The sequence below is a fragment of the Kribbella sp. CA-245084 genome, from assembly GCF_050942355.1.
Classification (GTDB): Bacteria; Actinomycetota; Actinomycetes; order Propionibacteriales; family Kribbellaceae; genus Kribbella.
The window spans coordinates 3,401,748-3,425,411 of the sequence record NZ_CP192053.1 but is presented as its reverse complement, the minus strand read 5'-3'; the positions used below and the strand labels follow the sequence as shown (position 1 = coordinate 3,425,411).

General features: G+C 67.9%; 27 protein-coding genes. 12 read left to right on the top strand and 15 right to left on the bottom strand.

Annotated elements, in window-relative coordinates; all coding sequences use genetic code 11:
* The first annotated feature begins 70 nt into the window (after positions 1-70).
* Positions 71-844, top strand: coding sequence for an alpha/beta hydrolase (locus ACQPYH_RS16470; protein WP_432892237.1), 774 nt, complete (start codon positions 71-73; stop codon positions 842-844).
* Here the strand turns inward: ACQPYH_RS16470 and ACQPYH_RS16465 are convergent.
* From ACQPYH_RS16465 to ACQPYH_RS16440, 6 genes are all read right to left on the bottom strand, one after another.
* Complete coding sequence (locus tag ACQPYH_RS16465) at positions 841-1,233, bottom strand: cupin domain-containing protein (protein WP_432892236.1); 393 nt, start codon at positions 1,231-1,233, stop codon at positions 841-843. The genes ACQPYH_RS16470 and ACQPYH_RS16465 overlap by 4 nt on opposite strands.
* A 131-nt stretch (positions 1,234-1,364) precedes the next feature.
* A complete protein-coding gene (locus tag ACQPYH_RS16460) occupies positions 1,365-2,249 on the bottom strand; it encodes a phosphotransferase family protein (protein WP_432892235.1) in 885 nt (294 codons plus the stop codon).
* A gap of 54 nt (positions 2,250-2,303) precedes the next feature.
* The gene (locus tag ACQPYH_RS16455; RefSeq protein WP_432892233.1) at positions 2,304-2,966 is read right to left on the bottom strand and encodes a VOC family protein; all 663 of its coding nucleotides are present in this window, start codon (positions 2,964-2,966) and stop codon (positions 2,304-2,306) included.
* A 19-nt stretch (positions 2,967-2,985) separates the two neighbouring features.
* Positions 2,986-3,129: a hypothetical protein gene (locus ACQPYH_RS16450; protein WP_432892231.1), complete on the bottom strand. Its 144-nt coding sequence runs from the start codon at positions 3,127-3,129 to the stop codon at positions 2,986-2,988.
* Between the two features lie 19 nt (positions 3,130-3,148).
* Positions 3,149-3,469: a hypothetical protein gene (locus ACQPYH_RS16445; RefSeq protein ID WP_432892230.1), complete on the bottom strand. Its 321-nt coding sequence runs from the start codon at positions 3,467-3,469 to the stop codon at positions 3,149-3,151.
* 69 nt (positions 3,470-3,538) lie between these two features.
* Entirely contained in the window at positions 3,539-4,426 is an 888-nt protein-coding gene (locus tag ACQPYH_RS16440; RefSeq protein ID WP_432892229.1) for an aminoglycoside phosphotransferase family protein, read from the bottom strand.
* Between the two features lie 207 nt (positions 4,427-4,633).
* On the opposite strand from ACQPYH_RS16440, the gene ACQPYH_RS16435 reads away from it, so the two are divergent.
* The 4 genes from ACQPYH_RS16435 (at position 4,634) to ACQPYH_RS16420 (ending at position 7,376) form a co-directional block, all read left to right on the top strand.
* Entirely contained in the window at positions 4,634-5,026 is a 393-nt protein-coding gene (locus tag ACQPYH_RS16435; protein ID WP_432892227.1) for a hypothetical protein, read from the top strand.
* Between the two features lie 70 nt (positions 5,027-5,096).
* The gene (locus ACQPYH_RS16430) at positions 5,097-5,639 is read left to right on the top strand and encodes an ankyrin repeat domain-containing protein (protein ID WP_432892225.1); all 543 of its coding nucleotides are present in this window, start codon (positions 5,097-5,099) and stop codon (positions 5,637-5,639) included.
* A gap of 148 nt (positions 5,640-5,787) precedes the next feature.
* Positions 5,788-5,958, top strand: coding sequence for a hypothetical protein (locus ACQPYH_RS16425; RefSeq protein ID WP_198681871.1), 171 nt, complete (start codon positions 5,788-5,790; stop codon positions 5,956-5,958).
* Between the two features lie 599 nt (positions 5,959-6,557).
* Positions 6,558-7,376 (top strand): LLM class flavin-dependent oxidoreductase, encoded by an 819-nt coding sequence (locus ACQPYH_RS16420; protein WP_432892223.1) that lies wholly within the window; start codon positions 6,558-6,560, stop codon positions 7,374-7,376.
* A 110-nt stretch (positions 7,377-7,486) separates the two neighbouring features.
* On the opposite strand, the gene ACQPYH_RS16415 is transcribed toward ACQPYH_RS16420, so the two are convergent.
* The gene (locus ACQPYH_RS16415; protein ID WP_432892221.1) at positions 7,487-9,202 is read right to left on the bottom strand and encodes a SulP family inorganic anion transporter; all 1,716 of its coding nucleotides are present in this window, start codon (positions 9,200-9,202) and stop codon (positions 7,487-7,489) included.
* A gap of 229 nt (positions 9,203-9,431) precedes the next feature.
* Between ACQPYH_RS16415 and ACQPYH_RS16410 the strand changes: the two genes are divergently transcribed.
* Entirely contained in the window at positions 9,432-11,255 is a 1,824-nt protein-coding gene (locus ACQPYH_RS16410; RefSeq protein WP_432892219.1) for an alkyl/aryl-sulfatase, read from the top strand.
* A gap of 5 nt (positions 11,256-11,260) precedes the next feature.
* On the opposite strand, the gene ACQPYH_RS16405 is transcribed toward ACQPYH_RS16410, so the two are convergent.
* The 5 genes from ACQPYH_RS16405 to ACQPYH_RS16385 all read right to left on the bottom strand — a co-directional run bounded on the left by ACQPYH_RS16405 (position 11,261) and on the right by ACQPYH_RS16385 (position 16,033).
* Positions 11,261-12,238 carry a ribose-phosphate diphosphokinase gene (locus tag ACQPYH_RS16405; protein WP_432892217.1) on the bottom strand — a complete coding sequence of 326 codons (978 nt, stop codon included), beginning with the start codon at positions 12,236-12,238 and terminating at the stop codon, positions 11,261-11,263.
* A gap of 165 nt (positions 12,239-12,403) precedes the next feature.
* A complete protein-coding gene (locus ACQPYH_RS16400) occupies positions 12,404-13,426 on the bottom strand; it encodes a threonine aldolase family protein (RefSeq protein WP_432892215.1) in 1,023 nt (340 codons plus the stop codon).
* The gene (locus ACQPYH_RS16395; RefSeq protein ID WP_432892214.1) at positions 13,423-14,796 is read right to left on the bottom strand and encodes a class II 3-deoxy-7-phosphoheptulonate synthase; all 1,374 of its coding nucleotides are present in this window, start codon (positions 14,794-14,796) and stop codon (positions 13,423-13,425) included. Before ACQPYH_RS16395 ends, ACQPYH_RS16400 begins: the two co-directional genes overlap by 4 nt.
* A 43-nt stretch (positions 14,797-14,839) precedes the next feature.
* Positions 14,840-15,232 (bottom strand): DUF2237 family protein, encoded by a 393-nt coding sequence (locus ACQPYH_RS16390; RefSeq protein WP_432892213.1) that lies wholly within the window; start codon positions 15,230-15,232, stop codon positions 14,840-14,842.
* 36 nt (positions 15,233-15,268) lie between these two features.
* Entirely contained in the window at positions 15,269-16,033 is a 765-nt protein-coding gene (locus ACQPYH_RS16385; protein ID WP_432892211.1) for a lysophospholipid acyltransferase family protein, read from the bottom strand.
* A gap of 208 nt (positions 16,034-16,241) precedes the next feature.
* On the opposite strand from ACQPYH_RS16385, the gene ACQPYH_RS16380 reads away from it, so the two are divergent.
* Genes ACQPYH_RS16380 through ACQPYH_RS16365 form a run of 4 tightly spaced genes read left to right on the top strand, consistent with a single transcriptional unit; the run spans position 16,242 to position 19,456 of the window.
* The gene (locus tag ACQPYH_RS16380) at positions 16,242-17,012 is read left to right on the top strand and encodes an alpha/beta hydrolase (protein ID WP_432892209.1); all 771 of its coding nucleotides are present in this window, start codon (positions 16,242-16,244) and stop codon (positions 17,010-17,012) included.
* A complete protein-coding gene (locus ACQPYH_RS16375; protein ID WP_432892207.1) occupies positions 17,005-17,715 on the top strand; it encodes a hypothetical protein in 711 nt (236 codons plus the stop codon). Before ACQPYH_RS16380 ends, ACQPYH_RS16375 begins: the two co-directional genes overlap by 8 nt.
* 51 nt (positions 17,716-17,766) lie before the next feature.
* Positions 17,767-19,008, top strand: a complete 1,242-nt coding sequence (locus ACQPYH_RS16370; RefSeq protein ID WP_432892206.1) for a TIGR00300 family protein — start codon at positions 17,767-17,769, stop codon at positions 19,006-19,008.
* A gap of 25 nt (positions 19,009-19,033) precedes the next feature.
* Positions 19,034-19,456 carry a YybH family protein gene (locus tag ACQPYH_RS16365; protein ID WP_432892204.1) on the top strand — a complete coding sequence of 141 codons (423 nt, stop codon included), beginning with the start codon at positions 19,034-19,036 and terminating at the stop codon, positions 19,454-19,456.
* Positions 19,457-19,459: 3 nt separating this feature from the next.
* Here the strand turns inward: ACQPYH_RS16365 and ACQPYH_RS16360 are convergent, their stop codons facing one another.
* Positions 19,460-19,978 (bottom strand): hypothetical protein, encoded by a 519-nt coding sequence (locus ACQPYH_RS16360; RefSeq protein ID WP_432892202.1) that lies wholly within the window; start codon positions 19,976-19,978, stop codon positions 19,460-19,462.
* 103 nt (positions 19,979-20,081) lie between these two features.
* On the opposite strand from ACQPYH_RS16360, the gene ACQPYH_RS16355 reads away from it, so the two are divergent.
* Together ACQPYH_RS16355 and ACQPYH_RS16350 are read left to right on the top strand one after the other, a co-directional pair.
* Positions 20,082-20,831, top strand: a complete 750-nt coding sequence (locus tag ACQPYH_RS16355) for an enoyl-CoA hydratase-related protein (protein ID WP_432892200.1) — start codon at positions 20,082-20,084, stop codon at positions 20,829-20,831.
* A gap of 40 nt (positions 20,832-20,871) precedes the next feature.
* Complete coding sequence (locus ACQPYH_RS16350; RefSeq protein WP_432892199.1) at positions 20,872-21,609, top strand: phytanoyl-CoA dioxygenase family protein; 738 nt, start codon at positions 20,872-20,874, stop codon at positions 21,607-21,609.
* A gap of 198 nt (positions 21,610-21,807) precedes the next feature.
* Here the strand turns inward: ACQPYH_RS16350 and ACQPYH_RS16345 are convergent, their stop codons facing one another.
* Positions 21,808-22,512: an endonuclease/exonuclease/phosphatase family protein gene (locus tag ACQPYH_RS16345; protein WP_432892197.1), complete on the bottom strand. Its 705-nt coding sequence runs from the start codon at positions 22,510-22,512 to the stop codon at positions 21,808-21,810.
* Entirely contained in the window at positions 22,509-23,651 is a 1,143-nt protein-coding gene (locus ACQPYH_RS16340; RefSeq protein ID WP_432892195.1) for an ROK family glucokinase, read from the bottom strand. Before ACQPYH_RS16340 ends, ACQPYH_RS16345 begins: the two co-directional genes overlap by 4 nt.
* Between the last annotated feature and the right edge of the window lie 13 nt (positions 23,652-23,664).

Below are 23,664 nucleotides of genomic sequence, written 5' to 3'. Positions count from 1 at the left end.
CCACTCCCGACGGCACCACTCGGAGCGGCTTGAGCGCGCTCCACGCTCCGGTCGGATAGGTTTCGGCGACATGAGCGATGTCGAGCATGTTGTTCTCATTCACGGGACCTGGGGTCGCGGGAGTCACTTCCACGAGGCGCGTTCCGCCTTCGAGGATCGTGGGTTCGTCGTTCATACGCCGACGCTGCGCCACCACGAGCTGCCCTTGGAGGAAGGCGCAGCGCAGATCGCGTCGCTCAGTCTGACGGACTACGCGGATGACCTGGTTGAGCTGTGTGAGTCGCTCGACTCGCCGCCGCTGATCCTCGGACATTCGTTGGGTGGGTTGCTGGCGCAGCTCGTCGCGGCGCGGACCAAGCATGCCGGTCTGATCTGCGTGTGCCCAGCGCCGGGGGCAGGGATCTTCGCGATGTACCCGTCGATGAGCCGTCTGTTCCTGAGCCACTACCTCCAGCCGCGGCCGTGGACCAAGCCGCTCCGGCCGACCTGGGACAAGTTCCATGTCGGCGGCCGGATCACGCAGACGGAGGAGGCCTCGCGCGCGCTCTTCGCGGACCTCGTCTGTGAATCGGGCCGCGCGTACTGCGAGATGGCCTTCCCCCAGCTCGACCGCCGCAAGGCGTCCCGCGTCGACTACTCAGCTATCGCCGGCCCGGTCCTGATCTTCGGCGGCGCCCAGGACCGCACCGTCGTACCAGCAGTCTGTCGCGCCACGGCCGCGAAGTACCGCAACGCCACCTACCAGGAACTCCTCGACGCCGACCACATGATCCTGTTCGGCGACATCCTCCGAACCACCATGAGCCACGTCGACAACTGGCTCGCGACCAACAAGCTTCGCTAGAGCGGGTCGGAAACCGCGAGCGGCGGGCCGCCGAACTCGACCCAGTTGGCCCGGCCGATCGCGGCGAGCTCTTCGGGGTCTACCGGTTGCGACATCTTGCCGGCCTGCTCGAAGAACCGCTCGACACCTGACGGCGTGGTGATGATCAGCAGCCTTCCCACCGTGTCGCCGATGTTCTGGAAGGCATGCGGCAGCCCACGTGGGCCGAAGGCCATGCCGCCGGTCGTGGCTCGCAGCATCTGGTCGCCGGCCTTGAACCGGAAGTCACCGTCGAGGACGTACCAGACCTCGTCCTCACGCAGGTGCGTATGTGCCGCCGGGCCGTCGTACGCCGGTATCTCCAGCTCCAGCACCGTCAGCGATCCATTGGTCTGCAGCGTATCCGCCATGACCACAACCGACCCCTTGATGGGAGTCGGGAGCCTCACCCCGTCACCTGCCTGCACCGCAAAAGGCTTCATCACATCTCCCCCCTTCTGAGTCCCAGTAGGCCACTCTTGCCGGGCCGTGGACAAGGACTTCAGCCTTGGGGGTTGATACCCAGCGCTTCGAATCGGTCCGCCAGGTCATCGACCCACGCTTCCGGAGTGCGGTGGTCCGGCAGCGGTACGCCGGATTCGCTTCGCCACAGGGCGTCTGCGAGCGCCGTACGCAGATGCCACGCCATCACCCGCTCGACCGACAACTCTTGCGGGTAGTGACGGATGGTGGCCATCAGCAACTCGACGCCCGGGCCGGTGCCAGGGAATGCCCGCAGGTCGTACTCCGCATCAGCGAGACCCGCGGTCTCGAAATCCACAACAGCGCGGAGCTTCCCTTGGTCCCACACCTGATTCCCGCCGTGCAGGTCGCCGTGCACCAGCACCTGCGGACCTGGCGTCGCGAGTACGTCGTCCGCCCAGTCGCACCAGCTGATCACCTCAGCGCGCTGATCCGGGCGGGCCCATTTCGGGAACTGCTCCCGCAGTACGTCGGTCGTGGCCGGCTGCAACGATGCGGCGGGGAAGTCATGTTCTGTTTGATGGTGCAACTCGCCGAGGAACTCAGCGAGCTGCCGGCCGGCCTCGTCCCGGTCGATCGAGTCCACAACCTCGAACAACGACTCGCCAGGCACCAGCGCAGTCGCCAACAACAACGGATCGGTGCCACTGGCAACCACCTCCGGCAGGTACGGAACTGTCGGTGTCAACGCTGCCAAAACGGCGATCTCATGCGCCAACCGCAACGCCGCAGGCTGCGACCACGCGAACTTCACGACGTAGCGACCACCCACAACCGCACTGGCCGACCACCACGTCGGGTCGCCGCCGACCGATTCCCGAACCACCACCGAGTATCCGCCGAGCCCAACTTCCTCCAACGCCTCCCCAACCGCCCCCGCCGACCCGTCCTCCAGCCATCTCACCCCACCGACACTATCCGCCAAGCCACACTGATTTCACGACCGCGCCCGGTTCGGCTACATCGGCGAAAAGGGCGGCAGGCCGGGGGCGCCGTCTGGCCAGGCGGCTATGCAGACCTTGTTTCCGGCGCGGTCGGCGAGGATCCAGGCGCCTGGGGCGGTGGAATCGTCGACGATCCGGCCGCCGGCCGCCAGGGCCGCGGCCAGGCGCTGCTCAGCCTGTTCGCGGGCGACGGACACATCGACGTGCATCGCGTGTCGCAGGGGCTTGTTCGGGTCAAGGTCCTGCATCCAGACCGTCGATCCGTGGCCGAGCGGGTCGACGGCGTTGTCGTAGTCCAATTCGTCGTACCCAAGGACCGCACGCCAGAACCCGACGTCAATCGCGTCAGGCTGAGCCGCCACAGCAAACGACACCTCCTGCGCCAGGCTCCGATCAGCCGTCGCACCCTGCGCTCGAGCTACCGCGGACACCGCCCGAGCCACCTCAACATGCGCGTCCTCCAACCGAAAGACACCACGCGCCAACCGCACAGTGAGCTGGCGATCGGTCAAGGTCAGAATCACGTCCGCCCCGGCAACCTGAGCCACCGCCTCAGCCAACCGCGCCGCCTCAACCAGCGACGCCACCGGGAAGGTCGCCACCGCGCCGCCGTGCAGCACCACCCAGTCGCCCCCACCCTCCGCAGCCACAAACCGCTGCCACCCCTGCTCGCTCAAGGCCAGCTCCCATCCGTCTCTACGGCGTAACCATGATCTCCAACGGCCCCGACACCACGAACCCCTCGTCGGTCTGCAACAAGACAACCAGCTTCCACTCCCCCGGCGGAACCGCATACCCCAACTCAGGAACCACCGACGCCGTACCAACCAACACAGTCACGGGCCGACTCTGCTGAGCCTCAATCGGGAGTCCGCCGCGTCCCACGTTGCTCGACGTCGAGCCCGGCAGCCTCGGCAGGGACTCCCGGCAACTGGAGGGCAGACTCACTCGCCACCAACTCCCCGCCTGGAAAGGTCATCGCCCCGACCTGCAGATCCACCACATCGCCGTACTTCGCCTTCAGCGTGTCCGCAATCTCGGTCGCCCAGGCCGCCAATACGATCCGAAATCGCCGCTCGGACCGCCGTTCGGTGTGGGGACTCGGCCACACCACGAGCGCGCCCGGTGACTCCTCACGCAACCGCAGCAGGTCCACCCGCAGACTCTCCCAGCCCGCCATACCCCGACGATACCGAGGCCGGCGGGCGTCCAGTACGGGCTGCGCATCCGCAACGCGCCTATCCGGTGGCTATGCCGTGAGGCGGTCTGCTTCGGCTAGGAGGAGATTGCCGAAGGGCTGGAAGTCGATGGTGCAGGCGTAGACGCCGCTGAAGACTCGGTGGATGGTTCCCCATTCCCAGATGGCGGTGGCGTCCACGCCCGTACGCGAAGCCAGTCGCTCTGTCCGCGCCCGGAGGTCGTCGCCGAGGTCGGGATTGCAGCGCACGATGGTGCCGAGATCGCACGCCGGCTCGGCCCGAAGTCCGGCTGGATCGATGAGCTTGTAGGTGCCGTCACTGGCCTGCAGCGCGTTCATCTCGTGGATATCGCCGTGGACCAGAACCGCGGACCGATCGTCGTGGGCGACACGACGACGATCCATGCACTCCAGCGCATCCGCCACGGTGCCCGGCGTACACGGTCGCCCCGCCTGCTCCCATAGCTCCGGCAGCCGATCGGCGTACTGCTCGGCCAGCATCGCGCCGGTTCGAAGGTCAACGTCGGCACCGATCGGACGCCACAAGCGAACCGCCACGTCGCACAGCAACGTGTGCCGGCTCGCGGGGTCGGCCACGACGTCGTACATCGGGGCTCCAAGGCGCTCCAACAGAAGGGCTTGTCGACCCAGGTCTTCGCGCAACAGCTTGGCGCATCCCTCTCCGTTCGCCAGGCGCATCACCGTGGCCTCCGGCCCGACGTCGCGACCCGGTACGCCGATCTTGAGGACCGCCGGAGTCCCGTCAGCAAGCGTGGCCTCGACGGCCAGGGCTGCGTGATCGCCCGCGAAGCTGGACCCGATCGTCAGAGACCACTCCTGGGACAGCGAGTCGACCACGGCTGGCAGCTCGTCCAGCCAGGATTGGTTCCCGTCGGACATGACCGTCTTGCGGACCTGGTCGGGAATGTCGAGGCTCATACCGCCAGCCTAGTTAGCGAAAGTCGCACCGAATCAAGGAGAGGTTGCAATTCATGGGCCTAGGGCAATCTCTGCGGATTGATCGTGGCGTGAATGAGGTGCTGGTGCCACACTGACCTCATCCCGGGGGGGACGGGGCGGGCGCGACGGACGGCTAGGCCGATGCCGTCGCGGATGGCGTGATTGCCATCGGAGCAAGGGGGCGGCATGGACAAGGTACTGAAAGCATTGGGAGCCTATTCGGCAGTGGTCGGCATTGTGGCGCTGGTAACGGGTAAAGACAGCTGGAGCGGCAAGTTCACCGAGATCTTGTGGCTTCTGCTGAGCATGTACATCGCTCTCGTTCCGACCGGACTGATTGTGATGGGCATCAGCAACCTGCCCAAACACGTGCTGGACGTGGATAAATGGAGCGACGCACAGACGATCTTCGCAGTAGGCGCAATCAACCTGGGCCTCGCCTTCATCATCCGCTACGCCCTCCTGGACTCCAGCACCAGAACACCGAGCACAGCATCGGCCATCGCAGGAGCAGTCCTCCTCGCCATTCCTTTCGTCCTACTCACCTTCAGAAGCCTGGGCACACCCGCAAGGGCGTAGTCCCTATCGAGGTAATGTGAAAGACCTCCCCAGCCTGCTAAGGGCCATCGCAACAGGCGACCGACGGTCCGTGACGGCATCCCTCGACGCCACACCGTCGCTGGTCACGGCACGCCTGGCGCGCCCCGACGAGTTCTTCATCGACCAGTGCCACGCCCAGCTGTACGAAGGCGACACCGCACTGCACGCCGCGGCCTTCGCGTACGACGTCGAACTCGCCCAAGACCTGATCGCCCGCGGCGCCGACATCAGCGCTCCAAACCGACGCAGCGCACAACCCTTGCACGCCGCGGCCAACGGCGTACCAGGCTCAACGAACTGGAACCCGACAGCTCAGCGAGCCATCATCGAGTTCCTCATCGAAGCAGGGGCCGACCCGAACGCAACTGCCGCCGGCGGCGTCACTCCCCTCCACCGAGCAGTCCGCAACCGCTGCTCAGCCGCCGTCGATCAACTCCTCCGCGCAGGCGCCAACCCCCGCCTGCCAAACGACCACGGCTCGACCCCGTCCGACCTGGCCCACCTCACAACAGGCCGCGGCGGCACCGGCTCAGATGAAGCGAAGGCCGAACAGCAAATCATCATCGCCCTCCTCACCAAAGCCGCAACCTGAGGCGCATCGTCAACGAAATCAATGGGACGCCTCTACCCTCCGCGACAAGTCCGGAAACATTTCATTTCGTACGGCGGTCAGCTCGCGGCTGGAATAGCCGATGGGTACTTGAAGGCTACTTCCGCCCGATCGTTCGAAGGAGCACGCAATGTTCGCGATCATCGCCGCTGTCATCTTTGGCCTGGCACTCATTCTGGACTGGGCCGACGCCCGCGTAAGTGACGCATTCACGCCGCAGACGCTGTTAATGGCCGGCCTCCTGTGCATCGCGCTCCACCTGGCCGGCGTCGGCGCGGGCCGCTGGGGCCGCCGCCGCTGACAGACTGGCTCGAAGGTCACGGTTGGGTGCCAACAGGAGGCGACGTCGCCCGGACTCCGACGTCCGTGGTCTGTAATGACGACGTGAGCTGGTCAGCGCCCCCGGACCCCCGCGTGTTTCACGGCTTCTCCGACGCGCCCACCCACAAGATCTTGATCACGGTTGGGTGGTGCGCGTCGGGCGTGTTCGCAGTACTCGGATTCCTTGGCGTGATGATGCTGGGAGTTCCGTCCGACCCCTGCGCACCGGACGCGACCGGGTGCGGGCCCGAACCCACAACATTCGCCGCAGTCGGCGCGGCACTCCTCACGTTGGCCGTAGTCGCGGCCGGGTGGTCAGTGTTCTGGCAACTCCGAGACAAGCGATACCGCTTCCACCCTCCCCCAAACTGGCCACCCGCTGCGCCGGACTGGCGACCACTCCGAGGCTGGAACCCCCCACCCACATTCCCGAAGGCCCCCGAAGGCTGGACCTTCTGGCACTGAACCCTTGCGACCCATCGGGCCGGCGTTCTTGGGTGGGGTTGTCGAATTGGGGGTAGCGGGTTCGTGGATAGAGCAACCGGACCTGACAAGGTCCCAGACTCGAGGAGAACCACGATGAACGACCAGGCTGGGCGTGCGACCAGAGCTTTCCGCTTCGGGGTCGTTGCGCCGATCCTTTCAGACATGGCGACGTGGCGAGACCGTGTGCGCCGCATCGCCGATAGCGGTTACTCGACGTTGTTGATGCCCGACGTACCTACCTGGCAGCCAGCGCTTGGCCCCACGCTGGCAACCGCGGCCGCGCTCAGTGACCTGCGGATCGGCTCGTGGGTCTATGCCGCCGCACTGCGCGAACCATGGAGCACAGCATGGGAAGCCCACTCGCTCTCAGTACTCACAGAAGGCCGGTTCGAAATGGGCATCGGCGCCGGCCGACCCGGCATCGAAGTCGAACTCGGACAGCCGGTCGTCTCCCCCGCTGAGCGTCGCACCCGGATGCGCGACACCGTGGCCGCTCTGCGTACATTTGACGGCCCCGATCTGCACACGCCGGTGGTCATGGCGGTGAGCGGACCGAAGTCGCAGGCGCTGGCGCTCGAAGTCGCTGACGCAGTCACGTTCGTACTCGCAACGGACGACGATCGGGTTGAAACCACGAAGCGGGTACGCGACTTTGCCGGCCGCACCGACATCGAGCTCGCCCAGCATGTCGCCGCCGTCGGAGACAGTCCCGCTCCGTTCATGGCGGCGCCCAACCTCGACACTGCTGCGCTCCGCGCCGCCGACTCGCTCGTCATCCTTCCGAGTGACCCCGCGGCAGCCGCCGAAGAGATCCAACGCCGACGCGAGGAGATCGGCTTCTCGTACTTCGTCATCGGCGCCAACTTCGCCGACACCCTCGCGCCGATGGTGGCCAAGCTGGCCGGCCAGTAAACGCCGTACGTCGCACAGCTCGACCAGACGACGACGCCGTACCTGCCGAACTCGAAGTCCGCGGCAACGGTCTCACCATGGTCCTCCGGCAAGGCGGTGTGGCGGGGGTGTCAGTTGCTGGGTTGTTGGGGGTGCTCGCGGGCGGCGGTGACGGCGGTGTCGATGTCTGGGTAGATCACGAGCTCGGGATCGTTCTCGGTGTGGTGCACGACGTCGCGGACTTGGCCGATCTCGTGGGCGAAGTACAGCTGGACGTCGTGGGCTGCCAGGTCGTGGGTGAGTTGGTCGAGCATGTGGGCCGCGGTGACGTCGATGAAGGGGGTGGTCTCGCCGTCGAGGACCACGGCGCTGGTCCCGGCTGTGGCGAGGGCGCGGATGTGGTCGCGGACGTGGTCGGCGTTGGCGAAGAAGAGGCCGGACTCCACGCGGACCACGACGACGCCCCGCGGTGGGTGAAGGTCGGGGTGCCGGCTGGCGTCTACCCAGAGTCCGGGGCCGTCCGAGTCGGCTATGCGGACCAGCTGGGTTACGTGTGGTCGGCTGGTCCGGTAGAGCAGAAGTGTCATCGAGACGACGATGCCGATCACCAGCCCGGGCAGGGTGTCGAAGATCAGTACGCCGAGCATTGCCGTGATCGCGGCGAGGAAGTCCGCGCGGGAGGCCGGGCCGTAGATGCCGGCGAGCCGTTCGGTCCAGACCTTGTACAGCCTGCGCAGTGCGGGGATGTCGATCAGCTCGACGACCGCGACGATCACGACGGCGGCCAGGGTTGCCTCCGGCAATTGCTCGAACAGGCCGGTCAGGAACAGCAGCGTCAGCAGCGTGAGCGTGGCGACCGTCAGACCGCTGAGCTGGGAGCGGGCCCCGGCGCCGCCGTTGACGGCCGTCTTGGACAGGCTGCCGTTGACGACCATTCCGGACGCGAGCCCGGCGCCGAGGTTGGCCGTGCCCATACCGACCAGCTCCCGGTTGGCGTCGATGTCGTAGCCCGCCTGGGCGGCGTAGGTCTTCGCCGCCGCCAGTCCCTCGGCGAAGCCGATCAGCAGCACGCCCCCGGCCGGCCCCGCCAATGCGAGGTAGTCGTCCATCCCCAGCCCGGAGGGGAGTCCCAGCGTCGGCAGGCCGGACTGGATCGGTCCGACGATCGCCACGCCGTGCTGGTCCAGGTTGAGCACGGCGACGGCGGCAATGCCGAGTAAGACCGCCACCAGAGATCCGGGTACGAGCGGAAGCCACCGGCGCAGGCCGAGCAGGACCACCAGGCTGAGCAGGCCGACCGCCAGCGTTACTCCATTGGTCTGGCCCAGGGACGTGAGCAAGTGCCACAGCTTTGCGAAGAAGTCGCCATCCCCGCCCTCGATCCCGAAGAGCTTGGGAAGCTGCCCGGCAACGATCGTCAGCGCCAGGCCGACGATGAAGCCCTTCAAGACCGGCTCGGAGATGAGCGAGGCCAGGAATCCGAGCCGCGCGAGCCCGGCGGCCACACAGACGATTCCGGTCATGATTGCGAGCGCGGTTGACAGCGCGACGTACCGGTCGCCGCCGCCCGCGGCGAAGGTGCCGACAATCCCTGCCGACAGGGCTGCCGTCGACGACATCGGGCCGACCACCAGGTGCCGGGAGCTTCCAACCATCGCGTACAGGACCAGCGCCGGCACTGCTGCGTACAGTCCCACCACCGGAGGGACACCGGCGATCGTGGCGTACGCCAGCGACTCGGGCACCAGCACGGCCCATACCGTCAGGCCCGCGACCACGTCCCGGCGCAGCCAACGCGACCGATACCCGGCGAACGACCCGAACAGGACCCGCGCTCTGTGCGCCATCCCATCTCCCTGCTAGGACCACAGGCGGCCGATCCCCTAGGTGAGCGTCTATCCCGAGAGCCTGACTACTGGCCCAACCAGGTCGCCTCACCCCACGCGGATGAGGCTCAGATCATCCTCATTGGGTGATTCACTGCACTCGGTGTGCCCCCAGGCTCGGGATATGACGTCGACTCCCCGTCCAGCCAGTGCCGCCATCCGTTCTCAGCACCGGGATGCCGCAGGATCCTTGCCGTTCTCCGATACGCGGGACTTCGAGGATGCCAACCGCGGGCTGATCTCACCGATCGACGAGCCCGTCGTCGCTGCGGACGGCACCGTACTGTGGGACAACTCCACCTACGACTTCCTCGCCGGCGGCTGCCCGGACACGGTGCATCCGAGCCTGTGGCGGCAGTCGCAACTGGCCGCGATCGACGGACTCTTCGAGGTCGTCCCCGGCATCTATCAGGTTCGCGGCATGGACCTGTCGAACACCACTCTCGTCGAAGGTGACGAGGGCATCGTCGTGATCGACACCTTGCTGTCGGTGGAGACCGGCGCGGCCGCACTGGCGCTGTACCGCAAACATCGCGGCGACCGCCCGGTGAAGGCGGTCGTGGTCACGCACTCTCATGTCGACCACTTCGGCGGCGTCAAGGGCTTCATCTCCCAGGCCGACGTCGACGCCGGCCAGGTGCGGATCTTCGCTCCTGAGGGCTTCGTCGAGGACGCAATCGTGGAGAACGTGTACGCCGGTACGGCGATGGGCCGGCGGGCGGGCTACATGTACGGCGCGGCATTGGTCCGTGGACCACAGGGCGGCGTCGGCGCCGGCCTCGGCCAGACCACCTCCACCGGCACCGTCTCTCTGATCGAGCCGACGGATGTTGTCACGACAACCGGTCACGAAGCGACTGTCGACGGCGTCCGGATGGTCTTCCAGATGGCACCCGATACCGAGGCGCCCTCGGAGTTCCTGGTGTACCTGCCCGCCTTCAACGCGCTCTGCGCTGCGGAGGATGCCACGCACACGCTGCACAACCTGCTCACCCTTCGCGGCGCTGTGGTCCGCGACCCGCACGCATGGGCGACGTACCTCACCGAGACCATCGAGCTGTTCGGCGCCGACGTCGACGTCGTCTTCGCCTCTCACCACTGGCCGACCTGGGGCAACGACCGCGTCGTCGAGTTCCTCTCCACCCAGCGCGACCTGTACGCCTACCTCCACGACCAGACCCTGCGGCTGGCGAACAAAGGCCTGGTCGGACCAGAGATCGCCGAGGAGATCACGCTGCCGCCCGCGCTGGAGAACGCCTGGAACACCAACGGGTACTACGGCAGCATCAGCCACAACGTGAAGGCCATCTACCAGCGCTACCTGGGCTGGTTCGACGGCAACCCGGCACACCTGTGGGAACACACACCGGTCGAGCGAGCAAAGCGGTACGTCGAACTCGTCGGCGGCATCGACAACGCCGTACAGAAAGCTCGCAGCGCGTTCGACGCCGGCGACTACCGCTGGGCGGCAGAGCTCGGCAACCACGCGGTGTTCGCCCAACCGGACCACACGCCCGCACGGGAGATCCTGGCCGATACCTACGAGCAGCTCGGGTACGGCTCCGAGAACGGCACCTGGCGCGACTTCTATCTCTCCGGCGCCATCGAACTGCGCGACGGGCAGTTCGGCACCCCGACCGAGACCGCCGCCCACGACGTCATCGCACAGCTCACACCAGCCATGCTCCTCGACGCCATCGCAATCCAGGTCAACGGCCCCGCCGCCTGGAACGAACAGCTCACCATCGACATCGTCCTCACCGACACCGACGAGCGCTACCGTCTCCGGCTCGCCAACGGTGTCCTCACCTACAGCGCCCGACCACAACGCGACGACGCCGACGCGGAGCTGATCACCACCCGCCACGCCCTACCCGTCCTTGCCCAGGGGACGTTGTCGGCAGACACCCTCGCGAGCGCAGGCATGAAGCTGACAGGGGACGCCTCGGTCCTCGCCCGACTCAACGCAGTACTGGATCCCGGCGACAAGAACTTCGCCATCGTCACCCCGTAGTCGCCTTAGAAGGGGAGTTTGGGTTGGGGCGGGGCGTGGGTTGGGTCGACGCCGTCGAAGAGGCTGCTGACCGATTCGCCGTCGTGGATTCGTTTGATGGCTTCGGCGAAGAGGCCGGCTACTGACGTGACCTCCAGTTCGGGGAAGCCGTCGGGGCGGGGGACGGTGTCGGTGCTGATGACTTCGGTGATGGAGGGGTGCGAGCGGAGGCGCTCGACGGCGGGGCCGGCGAAGAGACCGTGGGTGCAGGCTACGGCGGCTTGCGTGCAGCCGCGGTCCTTGAGGCGGTCGAGGAGTTCGATGATGGAGCCGCCGGTGGCGATCTCGTCGTCGAGGATGATCGCGCGTTTGCCGGCTACGTCGCCCACGATGGCGTCGATGACGACCCGGTCGTCGGCCAGGCGCTGCTTGCTGCCGGCGGCGACGGGGGTGCCGAGGAGCCGGGCGAACTGGGTCGCGGTTTTCGCGTTGCCCAGGTCGGGGCTGACGACGACGGTGTCGCTGAGGTCGCGGCCGCGGAAGTGGTCGGCGAGTACGCCGATCGCGGTCAGGTGGTCGACCGGTACGGAGAAGAACCCGTGGACCTGCGGCGCATGCAGTGCCATCGTCAGGACGCGGTGAGCGCCGGCCGTCGTCAGCATGTCCGCGACGAGGCGGCCGCCGATCGAGATGCGGGACGAGTCCTTCTTGTCGGAGCGTGCGTACGCGTAGTGCGGGATCACCGCGGTGATCTGCTGGGCCGACGCACCGCGGGCGGCGTCGATCATCAGCAGGAGCTCCATCAGGTGCTCCTGCGTCGGCGGCACCAGTGGTTGCACGATGTACACGTCTCGCTGCCGACAGTTCGCCTGGAGTTGGACCTGCAGGCAGTCGTTGCTGAAACGATGGATCTCGACCGGTGAAAGCGGTACGCCGAGATCACTACAGATCTGCTCCGCCAACTCGGTATGGGCATTTCCGCTGAACACGACGATCTCTCGCACGGCTCTCCCCGAACGCAGCAACCCGACAGTCGCAGCCTACCTGGCGCATCCGTGCCCTTAGTGCCGAGGGCGTCGAGCAGCGACGGCATCGAGCGGAAAGCTCAACACTTCGCGGGTCTCGTGACGTGCATGGGACAAGCGGGCCGACGATCGCCGCCTACCGATTCAGCTGACCAGACGCGCGAGGACTGTCGCAGCCGTGCGGCAGTCCTCCGCGGAGGCGTCGAGATGCGTCACGATCCGGAGCTGGGTGGCGCCGACACCGCCGACCAGTACGCCGGCCTCCTTCGCGCTGGCCACCACCTCGGCGACCGTGCGACCGGTACTCGCCAGGTCGGCGACCACGATATTCGTCTCGACCTGGTCCGGCTTGACCGAGCCAGGCGCAGCATCCGCCAACACCTCGGCGATCGCGCGAGCATTCGCGTGGTCGGAGGCGAGCCGCTCGACGTTGTGCGCAACGGCGTACAGCCCGGCCGCGGCGAGCACGCCCGCCTGCCGCCAACCGCCACCGAGACGCTTCCGCCAGACCCGCGCCTCGCGGATCAGCTCCGTTGAGCCGACCAGCACCGAGCCGACGGGAGCACCAAGGCCCTTGGACAGGCACACGCTGGCGGCCGCAGCCCGCGAGGCATAGGCCGCGACCGGCACACCCGACGCCACGGACGCGTTCCACAGCCGAGCGCCGTCCAGGTGCAGCGGGATGTCCCGGGCATCCAGCTCGTCGGCAAGGGCGTCGTACCCGTGCTGGATCGCACCCCCGCCGAAGTTGTGCGTGTTCTCGACCGAGACCGCGGACGTCCGCACGAAATACGGACCGAGGTCGGCCGCGATCAGCGCGCGGATCTGCTCCAGGTCGATCTGCCCACCCGGCGCGCTCCAGGTCCGCGTCGTGACGCCGCTGGCGGCCGCGTGAGCCCCTAGCTCCGCGCGAACGATGTGCGCGTTCGCCTCACACAGGACCTCGCCGCCACGCGGCACCAACGCCCGTACGCCGAGCATGTTCGCGAGCGATCCGGTGACGGTGAACAGCCCGGCCTCATGCCCGAGCAGCCCCGCAACCGTCTCCTCAAGCTCGTTGACGGTCGGATCCTCGCCGTACACATCGTCGCCCAAAGGCGCCGACGTCATCGCGGCCAGCATCTCGGCCGACGGCCGCGTGACGGTGTCGGAGCGAAGATCGATCATGCCTGCGCGCCCCGCAGCCGCTCCGCGACCAGGAACGCGAGCTCCAGGGACTGGTGACGGTTCAGCCGCGGGTCGCAGGCCGTTTCGTACCGGTTCACGAGATCCTCCGCGACCAGCTCCTCACCGCCGCCGAGACACTCGGTGACGTCGTCGCCGGTCAGCTCCATGTGTACGCCGCCCGGCCACGTCCCTACCTGCTCGTGCGCGTCGAAGAAGCCCTGCACCTCGTCCATCACGTCGTCGAAGTTGCGGGTCTTGTACCCGTTCGGGGTCTCGAACGTGTTGCCGTGCATCGGGTCGCACACCCAGGCGATCGGCGAGCCGTGATCACGCACCGCCTCCAGCAACGGCGGCAACGCGGAGCGGATCTTGCCCGCACCCATCCGCGTGATGAAGGTCAACCGACCCTCGATCCCCTTCGGGTTCAGCTTGTCGATCAACGCCCGGATGTACTCCGGGGTCGTGGTCGGGCCGATCTTGACGCCGAGCGGGTTCGACAACGACGCCAGGAACTCGACGTGCGCGCCGTCCAGCTGACGGGTCCGCTCCCCCACCCAGAGCAGGTGGCCGGACACGTCGTACGGTTGCTCGGTCCGTGAGTCGATCCGGGTCAGGGCGTGTTCGTACTCGAGGATGAGCGCCTCGTGCGAGGCGTAGAAGTCGACGGTCTTGAACTCGTCCGCCGTCGCGCCGCAGGCCCGCATGAACGCCAGCGCCCGCTCGATCTCCGACGCCAGCTGCTCGTACCGGCGGCCGACCGGCGACGACTTCACGAAGTCCGTGTTCCAGGCGTGCACCTGGTGCAGGTCGGCGTACCCACCCGTGGTGAACGCGCGGGTCAGGTTCAGCGTCGCGGCGGCCGCGTTGTAGACACCGCGCAGCCGGTTCGGGTCCGGGATGCGCGACTCGGGCGTGAAGTCGAAGCCGTTGACGGCATCACCGCGGTACGACGGCAGTGTGACGCCGTCCCGCGTCTCCTCGCCGGAGCTCCGCGGCTTCGCGTACTGCCCGGCGATCCGGCCGATCTTCACCACGGGCACGCTCGCGGCGTACTGCAGGACGACCGACATCTGCAGGAGCACCCGGAGCTTGGCCCGGATGTTCTCCGCGGTCACGCCGGCGAACGTCTCGGCGCAGTCGCCGCCCTGCAGGATGAACGCCTCGCCGCGGGCGACCGCGCCGATCTTCGTGGTCAGGTCGTCGCACTCACCGGCGAACACCAGCGGCGGCAGCGTCCGGAGCTCACGGATCACTTGGTCCAGCACGGCCCCGTCCGGCCATTCCGGCTGCTGCAGCGGCTTCATCTCCCGCAGCTCGTCCAGACTCGGAACCCCCGGCACTTCCCCGGCCGTCAACGTCGCAAATTGCATGGGGCCAACTCTAGGCCAGAGCCCAGAACCGACCGTGACCGTCTCAGGTCAATGAGCCCGGATCGGACGGTACGTCGACCGCGTGCTCGCGGAGCGCGGTGAGCGGGATCGTGTCGAGCGTACGGGCGTGGGTGGACGCGAGTACGACGGGAGACGCGGCGCCGGCGTGGTACGCCTGGAGCCAGCGGGCGGCGACCACGCACCAGCGGTCCCCCGGCTCGAGACCCTGGAAGTTGTACTCGGGGCGGGGTGTGATCAAGTCGTTCCCGACCGAGGTCTGGTGGGCGAGGAAGTCCGCGGTCATCACCGCGCAGACGGTGTGGCTGCCGAGGTCTTCGGGGCCGCTCGTGCAGCAGCCGTCGCGGTAGAAGCCGGTGACCGGATCGGTCCCGCACTCCTCCAGCGGTCCGCCCAGCACGTTCAGGTCGCTGTCCATGGCGACATCCTCGCCCGGGACCGGCCCCGAACCGCGTCAGCTCGCCTTGGTGTCGCCGAGTCGCAGGTGCTCGTCGACCGATTCACCGGCCTTGATCAGCTCCTTGGCCTTGTCGGCGTACATGTCGACGTACTCCTGGCCGGACAGGTCCATCAGCGCGTACATGATCTCGTCGGTGACCGAGCGCAGGACGAAGCGGTCGCGCTCCATGCCCTCGTACCGCGAGAAGTCCAGCGGCTTGCCGAACGCGACGCCCGGACGGACCAGGCGCGGGACCAGCCGGCCCTTCTCGCGGTAGAAGAAGTTCGGCCGGATCTTGCCCGGCGGCTGCAGCTTCTCGGTGTCGATCATCGCGACCGGGATCACCGGGACGCCGGCCACGATCGCCATCCGTGCGACGCCGGTCTTGCCCTTGTACAGCCGGCCGTCAGGCGAGCGGGTGCCCTCGGGATAGATCCCGAACAGGCCGCCCTCCTCGAGGATTCTCAGGCCGGTGTTCAGCGCGGCCAGCGAGGCGCGCCCGCCGGACCGGTCGATCGGGATCTGGCCCACCGACCGGAAGAACGTGGCGACCAGCTTGCCCTTCAGGCCTGGACCGGTGAAGTACTCCGATTTGGCCGGGAAGACGATCTGCCGCGGTACCGACACCGGCAGGAAGATCGAGTCGCAGAACGCCAGGTGGTTGCTGACCAGCAGCGCCGGACCGTCGGTCGGCACGTGCTCGAGCCCGGTCACCTTGGGCCGGAAGAGCAGCTTGATCAATGGAGCGACCAGGAACCGTCTCAGGAACAGGTACAGCATTCGCCTCGACCTCCGTCACTCGCCCGACACAGCGGACACTACGTTCCAGCTTCCCCCTCAGGCAATGTCACCGCCAGGAATGTGGGTGTTGCTCACCGTGTTGTCACCTGGATGCAGACTGGACGCAGCCCAGATGCGACGATTGACACGCGCTCCGGCCGTCTTCGGCTGGGGCGTCTGTGAGGAACGGAACGGCGAGGAGTCGAGCGTGCCAGTGCAAGCCCACGCGGAGGAGTTTCGCAGTCCCGGAAGCGGGGCGAACGCGGCCGTCGGAGTCCTGCTCAGCCACGGGTTCACCGGCTCGCCGAAGTCGATGCGGCCCTTCGCGGAACATCTCGCCGCCGAGGGGTACGGCGTCGCCGTACCGCGGCTGCCCGGTCATGGGACCAGCTGGCAGGAGATGAACAAGACCGGCTGGCCCGACTGGTACGCCGTACTCGACAACGAGCTCATGCGCCTGCGCAAGGAGCACGACCAGGTCTTCCTCGTCGGACTGTCGATGGGCGGCTGCCTGGTCCTGCGACTGGCCGAGCAGCACGGGACGGATGTTTCCGGTCTGGTCCTGATCAACCCGTCGGTGCGCACCGACGACAAGCGGCTGGCGCTGCTGCCGGTGCTGGCCAGGCTGGTGCCGTCGTTCCCCGGCATCTCGAACGACATCAAGAAACCGGACGCCGACGAGGGTGCGTACGACAAGATGCCGTTGCGCGCGCTGCATTCGCTGTCGCAGCTGTGGAAGCTCACCCGCGATGATTTGGCCGAAGTCACGCAGCCGGTGCTGCTGTTCCGCAGTACTGTCGATCATGTGGTGGAGCCGAGCTCGGGGCGGACGGTGCTGGCCTCGATCTCGTCCCGCGACGTGACCGAGACCCTGCTCGAGGACAGCTATCACGTGGCAACCCTGGACAACGACGCGCCGCGGATCTTCGCGGACTCATCAGCCTTCATCAAGCGGCTGAGCGGTACCACCGATGCGTGACAACGGACTGACCGCGGCGTCGTACGCGTCGCTCGGGGGGATCGACCCGTTGGTCGCCCAGCCGGTGCTGGACGCGCTCGCCGCGGCCGGGATCGCGGCGTACTGCGAGAACCAGAGCGAGGCGCGAACGCCGGAAGAGGCCGAGGAACCGGTCCGCATTCCGGTCGGGTACGACGAGATTTTCGTCGACGCCGAGGCGGTGGACAAGGCCCGCCCGGTGATCGATCGCAGTACCGAGGACGCGGAGTGGGAGTCGCTGGTCCAGCAGTTCAGCCAGCCGTCCGCGCCGGGTCACGACGGCGGCGAGGACCCGGTCCCGCGGTGGCCGGCCAGCGAGGACGTCGACGACAAGTACGAGCCGCTCATCGACGTGCCGACCGGGCTGACCGTCTCGGAGACGTCGGACGACGACGAGGACGAGAAGGACGAGAAGCCGGCCCGCAAGGCCGACGATCCGCACGACCATTTCGTCCCGCCCGACCCGCCGCGCGGCCCGCGGCTCGACTGGATCACCCGGCTCGCCTGGCTCGGGCTGCTCGGCGGTCCGTTGCTGCTGATCGCTGCCGCGGTCCTCGACTTCGGCACCGGCCGGATCACCACGCTCGCGGTCGCCGGCTTCATCGGCGGCTTCCTGACGCTGGTGCTGCGGATGAAGGACCGCCTTCCACCTGGTGACGGGGGCGACGACGGGGCGGTCGTCTGAGTTAGCATGCGGATCGTCGGACAATCCGACGAATCGCGAGGGAGGGCACCCGTGCAGGTCACCGAGACGGTCGAGATCACCGGCCACCTGATGGACTCCGGGCTGCTGTCCCGCGTCCTCGACGACATCCGCGGGTACGGCGGCGAGTACACGCTGGACAAGTTCGACCTCGGCTACGACAAGGACGACCCGTCCACGGTCCGGATGACGGTCGGCGCGGACGACGAGGAATCGCTGCAGCGGCTGCTGATGCGGATCCAGACCAAGGGCGCCAACCTGGTCGACCCCGGTACGCCGGAGATCACCGAGGTGTCGCAGGACGGCGTGTTCCCGGACGGGTTCTACTCGACCACGAACCTGCCGACCAGTGTGCGACTCGGCGGCCACTGGGTGCCGGTGCAGAACCCGGAAATGGACTGCGGTCTGCTCGTCGAGGGCGACCCTGAATCTGGCATCGTGCGGACGATCCCGATGTCCGACGTACGTGCAGGGATGAGGATCATCACCAGCGCGCAGGGCGTGCGGGTCACTCCCCCGATCGTGGTGAACACCGACGAGGGCTTCGGCTTCATGGAGTCGGACGTGTCGTCGGAGAAGCCGCAGCGGGTCCTGGTCAAGCAGGTCGCGGACGGGATGCGTGAGGCGAAGGCCAACGGGCAGAAGGTGCTGTGGGTCGGCGGCCCCGGCATCGTTCACACCGGCGCGGCGCCGGCGATGGTCGCGATCGTCGAGGCCGGGTACGTCGACGTACTGTTCGCCGGCAATGCGCTCGCGACGCACGACATCGAGTCCTCGCTGTACGGGACGTCGCTCGGGGTGGATCTTGCCCGCGGGCGGGGCGTCGAGCACGGGCACGAGCACCACATCCGCGCGATCAACACGATCCGCAAGGCCGGTTCGATCAAGGCCGCGGTCGACCAGGGCGTCCTCACCTCGGGCGTGATGCACGCGCTGGTGAAGACGGGCGGCAAGTTCGTGCTGGTCGGGTCGGTGCGCGACGACGGGCCGCTGCCGGACGTCTACACCGACGTACTCGAGGGGCAGCGAGCGATGCGGGCCGAACTGGACGGGGTCGGGTACTGCCTGATGGCGGCGACCATGCTGCACTCGGTTGCCACCGGCAACATCCTGCCCGCGTCGATCCCGCTGACCTGCGTGGACATCAACCCTGCGACCGTGACCAAGCTCGCCGACCGCGGTTCGTCGCAGGCGCGGGGCATCGTCACCGACGTCGGCCTGTTCATCGAGCACCTGGCCCGCGAGCTGTCCCCGGAGTACGCCGACAGCAAGTGACCCCTGCTCGGGTGAGACTGGCTGGGTGATTGAAGACTTCGAATCGTTCCTGCGCCGGTTCGAGGAGGCCAACACCGCCTTCGTCAACGGGGATCCGTCGTTGTGGATGCCGCTGGTGTCGCACAGCGAACAGACCTCGATCTTCGGCGGCTTCGGCGGCCACGAGGTCGGCTTCTCGCAGATCGGGCCCAGGTACGAATGGGCGTCGTCACAGTTCCGCGACACCGGCGCCAAGGTCGAGTTCGAGTACCTCGAGCAGCACGTCGGCGCGGACACGGCGTACACGGTCGCGATCGAGCGCTGCACGGTCCACCACATCACCCAGCCCGAGCCGGTCCCGCACGTCCTCCGGGCCACGATGGTGTTCCGCGCCGAGCACGGTGAGTGGAAAATCACCCACCGCCACGCCGACCCCCTCAATCCAAAGGCCTCCCCGTCCGGCCCGTGACGGTCAGCGACTCAGGTCGCGGTTGCCGGCGCGGTAACCGCCCGACGGCGGATCCCAGGACCGCGCCGGGTCACCGGCGTTGAGCGACGTGTCGGCTTCCTCCCCGCGGGTCTGCGGAGCGCGAGTCATGCCGGCGGAGGTGCCAGGACCGTGGTTGACGGTCCGCTGCAGGGACTCCGCGAACTGGACGGCCGACTCGACCTCGTCCTCGATCGTGAAGCGAGCCATCGTGCGCGAGCCGTACCCGTCGTTGTGACGCAGGACCACGGCCTCGGTGTAGTGAGCGTTCGGCTCGATGAACGCGTCGGTCCGGTTGGGCGCGACGAGCAGATTCTCGTACGGCGTACTCGAGCTCTGCCCAACCGCGTGCCGCCAGCCGTCGTCGTACTCCTTGGTCTCGGAGAACTTCGACCGGTTCGCCTCGCAGGTCCGCCTGACCGCATCGATCAGCTGGTCGCCGCGGATCGGCCGATCGAACCTGACGGTCTGCTTCACGGTCGCACCGCTGATGTCGATCGGCATCGCACCACTCCTTCATCGGGCTGAAGCAGCCCATCGTAGGAGTGGACGGGGGCAGGTAACGCAGCACACAGCGGGTGTGGCGTGGAGGGTGTTGAATGCGAACATGACCGAACTCGTGCACCTCGAAGTGGCCGACGGCGTCGCGACGATCACGCTGGACTCGCCGCAGAACAAGAACGCGTTGTCGCAGCAGTTGACGGGTGAGTTGTTGGAGCAACTCGAGGCGGCGGGGGCGGATGAGCTGGTGCGGGTGATCGTGGTTCGGTCGGCGCTGGATGTGTTCTGCTCGGGGGCTGATCTGTCCGAGGCGACGACCGTCGGGATGGGGGTCGGGGCGCAGCGGATGGTCGACGTACAGCGGGCCATCGTCGCGAACCCGAAGCCGGTGGTCGCGCGGGTGGCCGGGGCGGTGCGGGCCGGTGGGATCGGGATCGTTGCGGCGGCCGACATCAGCATCGCCGGGGAGAGCGCGACGTTCGCGTTGACCGAAGTACGGCTGGGGCTCGCGGCGGCGACGATCTCGCTCACTGTCATTCCGCGGCTGACCGATCGCGCGGCGGCGTACACGTTCCTCACGGGCAACGGGTTCGACGCATTGGAAGCGGCGCGGCTCGGGCTGCTCACACTGACGGTGCCGGACGATGACCTCGACGCGGCGGTCGACACGGTGCTTGAGGCGCTGCTGAAGGGTGTCCCGCAGGGCATGCACGAGACCAAGAAGCTCCTCAACCGCGACCTCCTCGCCAATATCGATGCCAATGGCAAGGACCTCGCGGAGCTCTCGGCGTCGCTCTTCGGCTCGCCTGTGGCCCAGGACGCGATGCGCGCCTTCCTCAACCGCCGCAAGAGCTAATTCAATTGCCGGTACGACGGCCCGCTGATGGACTGCCGACATGATCAGCGATGCGCAGCGGAAGCACTTCCAGGAGCAGGGGTACCTCGTCGTTCCCGGCGTACTGACCGACGCGCAACTCGCGACCGGCCGCCGGATCGTGGCGACGATGCTGGAGCGGCAGCCGCCGGAGGGGGTCGGTGCGCATTTCCTCTGGCCGCGATTCGGGGACGGGCATCCGTTGCTCGACTTCTACCACTCGGTCGAGCTCGCGGAGCTGGCCGGTGAACTGTTGCGGCCGGACCTCGCCGTACAAGATCCGGACTTCGCGCAGGTCGCGACGACGATCCCGCCGTGGCCGCACCGACCGGGTGGACCGCATGTCGACGGCATCACGCCGGGTCTCGACGACGGCACCCCGGGGACGTTCAGCATGCTCGCGGGGATCTGGCTGACCGATCACGCCGAGCCCGACCGCGGGAATCTGTACATCTGGCCCGGCACACATCTGCGGCTCGGCGGCTACCTGGCCGAGCACGGCGCCGACGCCCTCGCCCGCCTCGACGAGATGAACCCCGGCCCATACCCAGACGTCCCTCTCGGCGACCCCATCCAGGCGACCGGCCCAGCCGGCAGCGTGCTCTTCGCCCACTACCTGCTGGCCCACAACATCGGCGGCCACTTCGGGACGGCGACGGACGTACGCCGGGAGACCCTCTACTACCGCCTCCAGGCCGCCGGCCATCGCGAGCGCTGGCGCGAGGTGGTCACCGACCCGCTGCTGGAGTTCAGGCTCTGACCCGGATCTCCAGGCCATCACGATCGGCAGCTTCCCGCGGGGTCGCGCGTGGAGGGGGCTCGAGGCCTCGAATGTGGTGGGCTGGGGATCCGGACCTGAGCCACTGACCAAGGTCTCGCCGGCGACGCGTCGAGCGGCCCGTCCCGCCTGGCGAGGGTGGATGCACCGAGGTTGGTCAGTGGCGGAGGTCCGTCTGAGTTACGGGGCGAGCTCGACCAGGAGTGGGAGGTGGTCGGAGGCGGCGGCCAGGTCTTGTTTGGTTGCCGGGATGTGGCGGAGGCGGCCGGTTAGTTGGGGGGTTAGTTGGGCGGCGTCGATGCGTTTGCGGGGGTTGGTGGAGCTGAAGGTGGGTCCGCCGCCTAGGTCGACCAGGCCTTCTTCGGCGAGGGTCTTCCAGATGGGGCCGTCTGGTTCTTCGTTGACATCGCCGGTCAGTAGGTATGGCGTGTGGAAGGAGCGGCAGAGGGTCAGGACCTGAGCCAGTTCGTGGATGCGGCCTCGGGGGTGTAGGCCCAAGTGGCAGACCACGACGGCCACGCGCGTCGAGCCCAGGACTACTACCCCGCCGACGGCGCCGCCGGGGAGTTGGGTGGCGATGAAGTTCAGGCGGCGGCGGACGAACGGGCGCCAGATGCGGCGGCCTCGGATGGCGGTCAGGTCGATGCCGTCGGCAACGAGGATCGCGTTGCGGGCCGACGCCGCGACGTACCGCAGGCCGAAGGTGGCCGCCATCGCGCGTCGCTTGCGCCGGGTACCGAACCAGGTCGGCGCCTCCTGCACCAGCATCACGTCCGGCGCGCATGCCCTCACCACCCGGGCGAGCGCCGTACGGTCGTCGCCCCAGCGGTGCACGTTGTACGACAGCACCCGCAGCACCGCCTCTGCAGGCGGCCTGTCGCTCATGCCTCGTTGTCGCCGTTCACGTCGGCCGGGTGCAGCTCGGTCTCAGTCGCTGCGGCGCGCATTCCGGTCCGCCGGGCGGCCGACTTGCGGGCGGCCCGCTCCAAGCGAGTCGAGCGTCCGCGTGCCGCTGCCGTCTTTGCCGTGACCGCGGTCGTCTTGACGCGGACCCGGCGCAACCAGGTCGCCTCTTCCCGAGCCAGGTCAGCCGCACCGACCAGGCCTGCCTCCGGGCCGAGGACCGCGCGGACGATCCGGGCCTCCGGGCGGAAGCCACGGCCGGTCAGCGTGCGCTTGAACGCCTCACGAGCCGGCGCCAGCAGCAGCTCGCCCGCGTCGGACACGCCGCCGCCGATGACGAACGTGCCGGGGTCGAGCGCGGCGGCCAGGTTGGCGAGGCCGATGCCGAGCCAGCGGCCGACGTCTTCGAGCAGCTCGACCGCGACCGGGTCACCGTCCTTGGCCAGCTCGGTCACCATCGGGCCGTTGATCTTGCGCGGGTCGCCGCCGGCCGCACGCAGCAGGTTGTGTGCGACGGGTGAGCCGGACGTCGCCAGCTCGCGGGCCTCGCGGGTGAGCGCGTTGCCGGACGCGTACTGCTCCCAGCAGCCGCGGTTGCCGCACTCGCAGCGGTGACCGCCGGGGACGACCTGCATGTGGCCGAACTCGCCGGCGATGCCGAACTTCCCGCGCTGCAGGGAGCCGTCGTTCAGGATCGCGCCGCCGATGCCGGTGCCGAGCGTGACGCACACCAGGTGGCTCTCGCCCTGTCCGCCGCCGAAGCGCCACTCGGACCAGGCCGCCGCGTTGGCGTCGTTCTCGACCACGACCGGCAGACCGAGCCGGCGCTCGACCGCGTCCCGCAGCGGCTCGTGCCGCCAGGCGAGGTGCGGCGCGAACAACACCGACGACCGGGTCACGTCGACGAACCCGGCCGCGCCGATCCCGACCGCGATCACGTCGTGCCGCGACGTGAGGTCGTGGACGATCTCCGCGATCGCGTCCTCGGTCTCCTTCGGGTCCGTGGTCGGCGTGTCCCGGCGTACCCGGTCCAGGATGTTGGCCTCCGGGTCGACCACCCCGGCGGCGACCTTGGTCCCGCCGATATCGATCCCGATCGTCAAAGCCTGCGTCAGAGCCAAGGTTCGACCTTCC

What these genes read in the sequence shown, in the direction of transcription:
- ACQPYH_RS16390 (WP_432892213.1), bottom strand. Translation starts at nt 15,232, where the DNA reads ATGGACAGCGACCTGAACGTGCTGGGCGGACCGCTGGAGGAGTGCGGG.
- ACQPYH_RS16385 (WP_432892211.1), bottom strand. Translation starts at nt 16,033, where the DNA reads ATGCTGTACCTGTTCCTGAGACGGTTCCTGGTCGCTCCATTGATCAAG.
- ACQPYH_RS16420 (WP_432892223.1), top strand. Translation starts at nt 6,558, where the DNA reads ATGAACGACCAGGCTGGGCGTGCGACCAGAGCTTTCCGCTTCGGGGTC.
- ACQPYH_RS16350 (WP_432892199.1), top strand. Translation starts at nt 20,872, where the DNA reads ATGATCAGCGATGCGCAGCGGAAGCACTTCCAGGAGCAGGGGTACCTC.
- ACQPYH_RS16440 (WP_432892229.1), bottom strand. Translation starts at nt 4,426, where the DNA reads ATGAGCCTCGACATTCCCGACCAGGTCCGCAAGACGGTCATGTCCGAC.
- ACQPYH_RS16395 (WP_432892214.1), bottom strand. Translation starts at nt 14,796, where the DNA reads ATGCAATTTGCGACGTTGACGGCCGGGGAAGTGCCGGGGGTTCCGAGT.
- ACQPYH_RS16425 (WP_198681871.1), top strand. Translation starts at nt 5,788, where the DNA reads ATGTTCGCGATCATCGCCGCTGTCATCTTTGGCCTGGCACTCATTCTG.
- ACQPYH_RS16470 (WP_432892237.1), top strand. Translation starts at nt 71, where the DNA reads ATGAGCGATGTCGAGCATGTTGTTCTCATTCACGGGACCTGGGGTCGC.
- ACQPYH_RS16345 (WP_432892197.1), bottom strand. Translation starts at nt 22,512, where the DNA reads ATGAGCGACAGGCCGCCTGCAGAGGCGGTGCTGCGGGTGCTGTCGTAC.
- ACQPYH_RS16465 (WP_432892236.1), bottom strand. Translation starts at nt 1,233, where the DNA reads ATGGCGGATACGCTGCAGACCAATGGATCGCTGACGGTGCTGGAGCTG.
- ACQPYH_RS16415 (WP_432892221.1), bottom strand. Translation starts at nt 9,202, where the DNA reads ATGGCGCACAGAGCGCGGGTCCTGTTCGGGTCGTTCGCCGGGTATCGG.
- ACQPYH_RS16435 (WP_432892227.1), top strand. Translation starts at nt 4,634, where the DNA reads ATGGACAAGGTACTGAAAGCATTGGGAGCCTATTCGGCAGTGGTCGGC.
- ACQPYH_RS16355 (WP_432892200.1), top strand. Translation starts at nt 20,082, where the DNA reads ATGACCGAACTCGTGCACCTCGAAGTGGCCGACGGCGTCGCGACGATC.
- ACQPYH_RS16360 (WP_432892202.1), bottom strand. Translation starts at nt 19,978, where the DNA reads ATGCCGATCGACATCAGCGGTGCGACCGTGAAGCAGACCGTCAGGTTC.
- ACQPYH_RS16375 (WP_432892207.1), top strand. Translation starts at nt 17,005, where the DNA reads ATGCGTGACAACGGACTGACCGCGGCGTCGTACGCGTCGCTCGGGGGG.
- ACQPYH_RS16445 (WP_432892230.1), bottom strand. Translation starts at nt 3,469, where the DNA reads ATGGCGGGCTGGGAGAGTCTGCGGGTGGACCTGCTGCGGTTGCGTGAG.
- ACQPYH_RS16400 (WP_432892215.1), bottom strand. Translation starts at nt 13,426, where the DNA reads ATGATCGATCTTCGCTCCGACACCGTCACGCGGCCGTCGGCCGAGATG.